General features: G+C 64.2%; 9 protein-coding genes. 3 read left to right on the top strand and 6 right to left on the bottom strand.

Annotated features, from left to right (window positions below; all coding sequences use genetic code 11):
- Positions 1-365: 365 nt before the first annotated feature.
- The 3 genes from Q8N40_RS06420 to Q8N40_RS06410 form a co-directional block, all read right to left on the bottom strand.
- Positions 366-839, bottom strand: coding sequence for a hypothetical protein (locus tag Q8N40_RS06420; protein ID WP_305318241.1), 474 nt, complete (start codon positions 837-839; stop codon positions 366-368).
- A 102-nt stretch (positions 840-941) separates the two neighbouring features.
- Positions 942-1,304, bottom strand: a complete 363-nt coding sequence (locus Q8N40_RS06415; RefSeq protein ID WP_305711218.1) for a YqjD family protein — start codon at positions 1,302-1,304, stop codon at positions 942-944.
- Positions 1,305-1,319: 15 nt separating this feature from the next.
- The gene (locus Q8N40_RS06410; protein WP_305711217.1) at positions 1,320-2,438 is read right to left on the bottom strand and encodes an AI-2E family transporter; all 1,119 of its coding nucleotides are present in this window, start codon (positions 2,436-2,438) and stop codon (positions 1,320-1,322) included.
- Between the two features lie 225 nt (positions 2,439-2,663).
- Here Q8N40_RS06410 and Q8N40_RS06405 point away from each other — a divergent pair, with 225 nt between their 5' ends.
- The 3 genes from Q8N40_RS06405 to Q8N40_RS06395 all read left to right on the top strand — a co-directional run bounded on the left by Q8N40_RS06405 (position 2,664) and on the right by Q8N40_RS06395 (position 4,377).
- Positions 2,664-3,434, top strand: coding sequence for a L,D-transpeptidase (locus Q8N40_RS06405; RefSeq protein ID WP_305711216.1), 771 nt, complete (start codon positions 2,664-2,666; stop codon positions 3,432-3,434).
- A gap of 13 nt (positions 3,435-3,447) precedes the next feature.
- A complete protein-coding gene (locus Q8N40_RS06400; RefSeq protein WP_305711215.1) occupies positions 3,448-4,083 on the top strand; it encodes a DUF2865 domain-containing protein in 636 nt (211 codons plus the stop codon).
- Between the two features lie 138 nt (positions 4,084-4,221).
- A complete protein-coding gene (locus Q8N40_RS06395; RefSeq protein WP_305318246.1) occupies positions 4,222-4,377 on the top strand; it encodes a Thivi_2564 family membrane protein in 156 nt (51 codons plus the stop codon).
- Between the two features lie 91 nt (positions 4,378-4,468).
- Here the strand turns inward: Q8N40_RS06395 and Q8N40_RS06390 are convergent, their stop codons facing one another.
- The 3 genes from Q8N40_RS06390 to cysD form a co-directional block, all read right to left on the bottom strand.
- The gene (locus tag Q8N40_RS06390; RefSeq protein WP_305711214.1) at positions 4,469-6,631 is read right to left on the bottom strand and encodes a malate synthase G; all 2,163 of its coding nucleotides are present in this window, start codon (positions 6,629-6,631) and stop codon (positions 4,469-4,471) included.
- 145 nt (positions 6,632-6,776) lie between these two features.
- Positions 6,777-8,693 carry an adenylyl-sulfate kinase gene (cysC, locus tag Q8N40_RS06385; protein ID WP_305711213.1) on the bottom strand — a complete coding sequence of 639 codons (1,917 nt, stop codon included), beginning with the start codon at positions 8,691-8,693 and terminating at the stop codon, positions 6,777-6,779.
- A gap of 23 nt (positions 8,694-8,716) precedes the next feature.
- Positions 8,717-9,511 carry a sulfate adenylyltransferase subunit CysD gene (cysD, locus tag Q8N40_RS06380; protein ID WP_305711212.1) on the bottom strand — a complete coding sequence of 265 codons (795 nt, stop codon included), beginning with the start codon at positions 9,509-9,511 and terminating at the stop codon, positions 8,717-8,719.
- Positions 9,512-9,802: the final 291 nt, after the last annotated feature.

The following is a 9,802-nucleotide window of genomic DNA, read 5'->3' as shown; positions in this document are numbered from 1 at the left end:
TCACGTATAAGCCGTAAACCATTGCGCGGGGAGTGCCGGGTGATTCCGGTGTGACCTGACAACACGTGTGCGTTCTACCCACTACCGTTGCACACGTGGCTATCGGGCGCATCGGGCGCCCGGCATTCCCCGCGCCCTCTGATTGGAGGGCAAGGAGATATCTGGCAAACCTCGGGCGGATCAAGCCGCGAGATTGTGAAAGTGCGTCACACCCCCAACTGTCATCACCCGCGAAGGCGGGTGATCCAGTATTCCAGAGACGGTTATGATTGAATCGATAGGCCGCGGCGTACTGGATCCCCGCCTGCGCGGGGATGACGATTGGAGGTTGGAGCGCTGGCGTGCACCACTCCCGCAACGCCGACCTACTCCGCCGGCGCTTCCGCTTCCGCCTCGTCGCTGGTCTCGCTCGCGCCGCGGCTCATCATGAAACCCAGGGCCAGGCCGCCGATCGCGAGGATGGGGATCAGCTTCTTGACGCCGATGGCGCGGACCACCTGGAGGCCGGCGGCCAGCAGCATCGGGTCGGCCAGCATGCTCGAGGCGGCCGATTTCGCCGACCGTGCGGCTTCGCGGGCGGCTTGCTCGGCGCGGGCGCGGAGCTGATTCCTGCGCACCATATAGCAGACCGAGGCGATCAGCGTGACCACGAGGAACACGCCGGCGCCGGCCAGGCAGGCTTCGACGGGACCATATTTCTGCAGCATGAACACGAACAGCGCCGCACACAGAAACGAGGTGGTGACCAGCAGGGCGAACGCCGCCACCGCAACCAGCGACGTCTGCCGGACCGCAGTGCCGGTGCTCTCCTTCAAATCGTCGATCACTCTCGCAAACATCTATTGCCTCGATTTGAAAAGAATTTGAACGAAAGCGATGGCGGCGCGTCAGCGCCACCATCCCGTCTGGATTTCCGAGTCACGCCGTTACCGGCGACAATTCTACCGTCTCCACGCCGCGCCGATCAGGAAGCCGATGCCGAGCGCGATGCCCACGGTCGCCAGCGGGCGCTGGGTAATGGTTTCTTCCAGCGTTTCCTCGAGCGAGGAGGCAGCGTCATAGGCCGAATCCATCATGGCGCTGCCGCGCTCCGACCAGTCGTCATAGGCCGAATCGACGTTGGCGCGGGCTTCCTTGTAGCCGCGACGCGCCTGCTTGCCGGCGCTGCCGGCGAAAGCGTTGAGGGCATCGGTGATCTGGTCGGTCAGGGCGGAGATATCGTTTTTCACGGCTGCTACATCCTTTTCTTGCTGAAGTCGTGGTTCCAGCCACAAACGTTTCGCTCTGCTGGAAGTTCCCGAGATGAAACCGAAGTCGGATCAATGCCCCGGCAGTTGCGGCGAATCGTCGGGCATCAGATGAACCTTGATGATCAGCGCCACCATCAGGATCGGCGAGGCCAGGAAGGCGCCCATCGGTCCCCACAGCCAGGTCCAGAACGCCAGTGCGATGAACACGGCGAGCGCATTCAATTGCAGACGGCGGCCGACGATGATCGGCGTCAGGAAATGACCTTCGAGGAAGGTCATCCCGGCAAACAAGGCGGGCCCGAGCAATCCCCCCGCCAGCGTCGGGAAGGCGACCACGCCGACCACGGCCAGGATCACGAACATGAATACCGGACCGATGATCGGGATGAAATTCAATGTCGCGGCCAGCGCGCCGAGCGCCGCCGGATTCGGCATCCCCGTCACCGCGCAGATGATGCCGGTCGCCACGCCGACGCCGAGGTTGATGATGGTTACCATCAGCAGATAGCCGCCGAGATTCTCCTCGATCGCATTGATGATCCGCAGGGTCCGCAGCCGCGATTCGCGTTCGCCGAATGTCATGACCAGCGCGCGGCGCAGGTCCGGCCAGCTGGCGATGAACAGGATCAGGGTCACCAGGAACAGCAGGAATTCGGCGAAGGTCGGCGACAGGAACTCCAAAGTCGGCTGCACCCACTCGATCTTGGGGAGCTGGAACGACGCGCCCGGCAATGTCTCGGATCCGCCGAGCGCAAGCTGCATTTGCTGCCACAGCCGGATCGGGCCATCGAAGACATGAAGCTTGTCCTTCATCAGCGAGCCGAGTTCGGGAAGGCGTGCGCTCCATTCGATGACGGGGGAGGCGATCAGCCCGACCATGAAAACGACCAGGGCGCAGGCCGCGGCCACGATCATGACAGCGGACACCGCGCGCGGGATGCGGTGCTGCTCGAGATAGCGTGCCGCCGGCGCCAGCATGGTGCCGACCACGAACGCCATCAGGACCGGCAGAAAGAACGCCTTGGCGGCGTAAAGCACCGCGACGATGCAAATGACGAGCAGCGCGACCAGCGTTAACGCCACCACCTCGGCGCGCCGGATCATCGGCGGCTGTTCGGTCTTGCTGTCGGGCAGTGGCTTGCCTGCCGGCTCTGCGGACGCGGCACGCTCATTGGGAAGAATACGCAATTGGCTCTCTCCCCGCGCTACGGCGATGTGGCGTCGCGGTTGCGCTGACGAACCGGGCGATCAGGCCGTCATAACCCGCGCGGGAACCGAAAGTTCCGTCGCAAAAACGTGAAGCGCCCGCCGGTTGACATGACCGCCGGCGCGCCGAGTCGGACGGAACCTTGCAGCCTCGACCGGGTTGGTTGAGCAGAGCATCACGTGATGCGCATCGCATCGGGGCAAGTCATGACACAGACATTCGCAGGCAAGCTTCTCTTCGGGCGCGCCTCTGGCGCGCTGATCTTCGGCACCGCGCTGATGCTGTCGCCGGCGCTGCTCGAAAGCGCAAGCGCCCAGATGCTCGGCTACGCCTCCACCGCGCCGATGTCGTTTCCGTCCGATAATGTGATGGTCCAGCCCGAGGATGACGGCGACGACACGGCCGTGATGCCCGAGCGCCTGAAGCGCACCATCGTTGCCTTCCAGTCCAACGAAGCCCCGGGCACCATCGTGGTCGATACCGGCAGCACCTACCTCTATTACGTGCTCGGCCAGGGTCGCGCGGTTCGCTACGGCGTCGGCGTCGGCCGCGAAGGGTTTACCTGGTCCGGCGTGCAGACGGTTACGCGGAAGGCGGAGTGGCCGGATTGGACGCCCCCCTCCGAGATGATCGCGCGCCAGCCCTATCTGCCGCGCTTCGTGGCGGGCGGCCCCGGCAATCCGCTCGGCGCGCGCGCCATGTATCTCGGCTCCAGCATCTACCGGATTCACGGCACCAACGATCCCTCGACCATCGGCAAGTTCGTCTCCTCGGGCTGCATCCGCCTGACCAATGAAGACGTCGCCGACCTGTTCAGCCGCGTCACCATCGGCACCAAGGTGGTGGTGCTGCCGAAGCCGCATATGGCGACCAGGACGACGATCACGGTTCGGCCGGCGGCAGCGCCGCGTCCCGTCGCGACGACGGCCGTCTCGGGCCGCCAGGCGATGAATATCTCGACGTCCTCGCTGAATTGACCGGCAGCCCGCGATGAACCGGTTTTCAGGCAAGCGACTGGCGTGGGTGGCGGCGGCGCTGCTATGCGCCTCGGCGCTGGCGCCCACCGCACAGGCGGAGGATTTCTTCTCGGCGCTGTTCGGCGGCATCGGCCGCGCGCGCGCGCCCCAGATGCATCTGCCCTTCGCCGGCGAAGGCGGGACGTTTGCTCCGCAGGCCGAAGCCCGCCCGCGTTATGGCGGTGGCCAGGCCTATTGCGTGCGCACCTGCGACGGACGCTATTTCCCGATCAACGCGCCGGACAAAAAAAGCCGCGCGGAGGCTTGCAACAGTTTCTGCCCGGCCAGCGACACCAAACTGGTCTATGGCAGCAGCATCGACCATGCCGCGACCGAAACCGGCAAACCCTATTCCGAATTGCCCAATGCATTTCGTTTTCGCGAGGAGCTGGTCGCCGGATGCACCTGCAACGGCAAGGACCAGATCGGCCTCGCCCCGGTCAAGATCGAGGACGATCCGACCCTGCGCAAGGGCGACATCGTCGCCGCCGCGGATGGGTTGATGGTCGTCGGCCGTCCCGACCGGCGCGGCGCGTCACTCAACTTCTCGCCCGCCTCGGACCGCGTCCAGGCCCGCTACCAGCGCCTGCCGGTGGTGGCGAGGGAGTGAACCGCCGAAAGCTGCCCACGGGTCATTGACAAGCGCTGGCCGGCGGTGAAATTAAAGTTCCGTCGCGGGAACTCGACGGGTTGATCGGCGTTAGATGAGTAGTCAATCGCGCCTTCACGACGCCTCAGGGGGATCCGCATGCTCATCAGCGCACTCATCACATTTCTCGTCGTTATCCTCATCCTCTATTTGATCAACCTGCTGCCGCTCGACGGCCGCGCCAAGCAGATCGCCCGCGTCGTGGTGATCGTCATCGGCGTGATCTCGCTGCTGAAATTACTCGCGGTATTTTAGGCCGGTCGCGACCCTTCAACGAAAAAAGCCCCGGCCTTGGCCGGGGCTTTGCAATTTGACTGGATGTCCGCCGCCTGATCGAATCCTGAGATCAGCCCGCCGCCTTGGCTTCCCGGCGCCGGGCGGTGAGGATGAACTCGGTGTAGCCGTTGGGCTGCTCGCGGCCCTTGAAGATCAGATCGCAGGCGGCCTTGAAGGCGACACCGTCGAAACCGGGCGCCATCGGCCGGTACTCGGCATCGCCCTTGTTCTGCCCGTCCACCACGACCGCCATGCGCTTCAGGGATTCCATCACCTGCTCTTTGGTGATGACGCCCTGATGCAGCCAGTTGGCCAGATGCTGGCTCGAGATCCGCAAGGTGGCGCGGTCTTCCATCAGACCGACGTCGTGAATGTCGGGCACCTTGGAGCAGCCGACGCCCTGGTCGATCCAGCGCACGACATAACCCAGAATGCCCTGGCAGTTGTTGTCGATCTCCTGCTTGACGTCGTCGGGCGCCCAGTTCGATTGCGATACCGGGATGGTGAGAATGTCGGACAGTCTGGCGCGGGGGCCGCCCTTGCTCAACTCCTGCTGGCGCGCCTGCACGTTGATCTCGTGATAGTGCAGCGCGTGCAGCGTGGCGGCGGTCGGCGACGGCACCCAGGCGGTGGTGGCGCCGGCCTGCGGATGGCCGATCTTCTGCGTCAGCATGTCCGCCATCTTGTCCGGCGCCGCCCACATGCCCTTGCCGATCTGGGCATGGCCGGGCAGGCCGTCGATCAGGCCGTTGTCGACGTTCCAGTCCTCATAGGCCTTGATCCAGGGTTGCGCCTTCATGTCGTTCTTGCGGATCATCGGACCGGCTTCCATCGAAGTATGGATCTCGTCGCCGGTGCGGTCGAGGACGCCGGTGTTGATGAAGCAGATCCGCTTCGAGGCGCTCTGGATGCAGGCCTTGAGGTTGACCGTGGTGCGGCGCTCCTCGTCCATGATGCCGACCTTCATGGTGTTTTCCGGCAGCCCAAGCATCTTCTCGACCTGGCCGAACAGCTCGCAGGTCAGCGCGACTTCGTCCGGCCCGTGCATCTTCGGCTTGACGATGTAGACCGAGCCGGTGCGGCTGTTCTTCGTCTTCGACTTGCCCTTGAGATCGTGGATCGCGAGCAGGCCGGCGACGGCGGCATCCAGAATGCCCTCCGGAATTTCGGCGCCCTGGGAGTCGAGCACCGCGTCGGTGAACATGTGATGGCCGACATTGCGCATCAGCAGCAGGCTGCGGCCGTGCAGCGTGAGTTGCTTGCCGTCCGCCGTGGTGTAGACGCGGTCGGGATTGAGCGCGCGCTTCAGCGTCTTGCCGCCCTTTTCGAAGTCGGCCGACAGCGTGCCGTCCATCAGGCCCAGCGTGTTGCGATAGACCAGCACCTTGTCCTCGGCATCGACAGCCGCGACGCTGTCCTCCATGTCGAGGATGGTGGAGACCGCCGATTCCAGAATCATGTCGGCGACGCCGGCCGGATCGTCCTTGCCGATCATGTGGCCGCGGTCGATGCTGACTTCGACATGCATGCCGTTGTTGACCAGCAGGACCGCGGTCGGCGCGGCGGCATCGCCCTGGTAGCCGGCGAACTGCGCGCTGTCTTTCAGCGCGGTGGCGTTGCCGCTCTTCAGCTTGACCGCGAGTTGGCCTGCGATCACGCTATAGGACGTCACATCGGTGTGGCTGCCGGTCGCCAGCGGCACGGCGGCATCGAGAAAGGCCTTTGCTTTCGCGATGACCTTGTCGCCCCGCGCCTTGTTGTAGCCCTTGCCGCCTTCGGCCGGATCGTGCGGAATCGCGTCGGTGCCGTAGAAGGCATCGTACAGGCTGCCCCAGCGCGCATTGGCGGCATTGAGGGCGTAGCGCGCGTTGGTGAGCGGCACTACCAGCTGCGGCCCGCAGATTTTCCCGATCTCATCGTCGACGTTGGCGGTTTCGACAGTGTGGGTTGCCGGCTCCGGCAGCAAATAGCCGATCTCCTTCAAAAACGCCGTGTAGGCGTTCATATCGAACGGCTTGCCCTTGCTGGCGCGGTGCCAGCCGTCGATCTTCGCCTGCAGGGCATCGCGGAAGGCGAGCAATTCACGGTTTTTCGGCGCGAGGTTCTTGAGGATGGCGGCAAGCCCCGCCCAGAACGCGTCGGGCGAAATCCCGGACTTGGGAGTCGCCTCGCTGGCGATGAAATCGAACAAAACGGGGGCGATCTTCAGTCCATGGGCATCGATACGATTCATTACGGGCTTTCTCGGTGGGAAACGGCGGTTACAGGCTGTTTTCAGGGATGAACACAGCAAAAGGCGCGCCGAAGGGCAATTTCTGGGGCCCTTTTAGCCATAAAGCCGGGTCGATGAGAAGGCCCCAAAGGAGCCTCTGAAAGTCCTAGATATTGGCGGCAAGATCGACCAGTTCGTCGAACAGAATGCCGGTTCTCGCCAGCATCCGCTCGATCTCGTCGGTGGCGTCGGGGACCGAGCGCGCCGAAGTGTCGATGGTCAGTTCGCAGCCGGCCGGCGGCTGGTAATCGTTGCCGGTGCCCGTGAAGCCATGCAACGCGCCGGCACGCGCCTTGGCGTAATGGCCCTTGGGATCGCGGCTCTCGCAGACTTCAACCGGAGTCGCGACATAGATTTCGCGGAACGCGGTGTCGGCGATGCGGCGCGCCGCGGCGCGGTCATCGCGCGCCGGCGACACCGCGGCGACGATGGCGATGTGGCCGTTGCGCGCCAGATGAACCGCGACTTCGGCAAGCCGGCGAATATTCTCGCTGCGATCCCTGGCGGAGAAGCCGAGATCGCTGTTGAGCCCCGCGCGCATCGTGTCGCCGTCCAGCAGCACCGGCGAACCGCCGGCACTGAACAGCCGGCGCTCCAGCGCGCGCGCCAGCGTCGACTTGCCGGAGCCCGGCAGTCCGGTCAGCCACACCACCGCGCCGCCATGGCGGTAGCGCGCCGAACGCTCGTCGGGCCGCAGCGCGGATTCCACTGGCACGATGTCGACGGGAATGGCGCGCTGGCCGGAATCGACCGACAGCACCAGGCCACCGCCGGCAATGCGGCCGTGGACCTCGATGACGAGGCGCCCGGTGCGCGAATTAGCGGTGTAGGGATCGGCGGCGATCGGCTGCGCCAGCGAAATGTCGATCTCACCGACATGATTGCGCGCGATCGCCTTGGTCTCGACGCTCGAGAGTTCGCCGGGATCGACCGCCTTCTCGATCGCAACCACGGTGGCGCGGGTTTCCCGTGTGCCGAGCCGGACCAGAATGGCAGCGCCTTCCACCAGCGGCTTGTCGTGCAGCCAGAAAATCCGCGCGCGAACCCGTCTTGTGTCGCGCGGCGTGCTTCCGACATGGGCGATGACGTCGCCGCGTTCGATGAACAATTCGCGGTCGAGCGTGATGCCGACCGAGCGCCCGGCGCCCTGGCTTCCCTGCACCGGAGTGGACGGCCAGTTCTCGACGCTCTTGATCCTGGCGATCTTGCCGGCGGGTATGATGACGATCTCGTCGCCGGTGGCCAGGCTGCCGGATTCGATGCGACCCGCGACTATGCGGCGGTCGTCGAATTTGTAGATCGCCTGCACCGGCAGCCGCAGCGCCAGCGTTTCCAGCGGCCGTGCCGGTTCGAGCGCATCCAGCGCCTCGACCACGGTGGGACCGTCATACCATTCGATCCGCGGCGTGCGCTCGGCAACGCCGTCGCCGTCGCGCGCGGAAATCGGAATAACCGCTGACGGCGTCACGCCGAGGCCGATCAGATGCGCAGAAATCTCGTCGCTGATCTCCTTGAAGCGGTCGGCGCTGAAATCGACCCGGTCCATCTTGTTGACGACCACGGCGACCTGTTTGACGCCGAGAAGATGCAGGAGATAACCGTGGCGCCTGGTCTGGTCGCGGACGCCTTCCAGCGCGTCGATGATCAGGACCGCGCCGTCCGCCTGCGAGGCGCCGGTGATCATGTTGCGCAGAAATTCGGCGTGGCCGGGCGCGTCGATCAGCACCACGTCGCGCGAGCGGGTGCGGAAGCTGATCTGGGTGGTGTCGATGGTGATGCCCTGATCGCGCTCGGTCTGCAGCGCATCCAGCAGAAACGACCATTCGAACGGCATGCCGCGCCGGGCGCTGACCGCTTTCAGCATTTCGAGCTTGCCCTCGGGCAGGCTGCCGGTCTCATGCAGCAAGCGGCCCACCAGCGTCGACTTGCCGTGATCGACATGGCCGACGATGACGATGCGGACCTGCGGGCGCGTGGTGCCGTTCGGCGTGGCCAGTGTCGCGGTGGGGATGATCATGTTCATGGCAGCGCTCAACTCGATATACGCTAGAGGTAGCCGGCGACGCGCAGTCGCTCGAAGGCGTCTTCGGTTTCATGATCCAGCGCGCGGCCCGCCCGTTCCGGCACTTTGGTGCCGTCTAGCTCGATCAGGATTTCCTCGATATTCGAGGCGGTCGATGCCACCGGGTTGGTGATGTCCTGATCGCCCAGCGAGCGATAGCGCTTGCCGTCCTTCGCCAGATACAGCGGGATGATCGGAATGTTCTCGCGTTTTGTGTAGGCCCAGATATCGGCTTCGGTCCAATGCAGGATCGGGTGAATGCGCAAATGCGCGCCCGGCGGAGGCGAGGCGTTGAACTGGTCCCAGAATTCCGGCGGCTGATCGCGAACGTCCCATCCGCCCTCGGTGCCGCGCGGCGAAAACACCCGTTCCTTGGCGCGGGTGGCTTCCTCGTCGCGGCGAATGCCGGCGATCAATCCGTCAAAACCATATTTGGCGAGCGCGAGCTTCAACCCGTCGGTCTTGCGCGCGGCGGATCGCGCCGCGGGCGGCAGGGTTGGATCGATGGTCTCCAGCGGCGGGCAGGGTTCGATCTTCAGATCGAGCTCCCATTCCTTGCCGTAGCGATCGCGAAACGCGTACATCTCGGCAAATTTCTTGCCGGTATCGACATGCAGCGCCGGGAACGGGACGCGACCGAAGAAGGCCTTGCGCGCCAGCCAGATCATGACGTTGGAATCCTTGCCGAGCGACCACAGCAGCGCCAGCTTCTTCAACCGCGCGAAGGCTTCCCGGAAAATGTAGATGCTTTGCGCCTCGAGCGCGTCGAGGTGGTCCATGGTCGGGGGAGGCAGACGCCCCTCAGGCGAAACTTGTCGTGCCGACGACGGCTGTAGTGGGTCTGCAAAGCGCAACCGGGTCGTCGCGGAATCGTCGTTGAGAAGATGCATCTCTGGACCACGGCCTTTAAAGGCAAAAATTCTATAGTTGCATCGCAATAGAGAAGATGAAATTTTCTCTTTGCGGGCATTGAACGAGACATATATAGAAAATAATTCTAGTCAACCCCGCAAGTTGGGGCAACGAGTATCGCATGCGATTTTTGCCAGTCTTTCTCGACCTGCAAACCG

The sequence above is a fragment of the Bradyrhizobium sp. genome, from assembly GCF_030693485.1.
In the GTDB taxonomy this organism is placed as follows: Bacteria; Pseudomonadota; Alphaproteobacteria; order Rhizobiales; family Xanthobacteraceae; genus Bradyrhizobium.
Note: the sequence above shows the minus strand (reverse complement) of the source record. Positions and strands in the feature narration are given on the sequence as shown.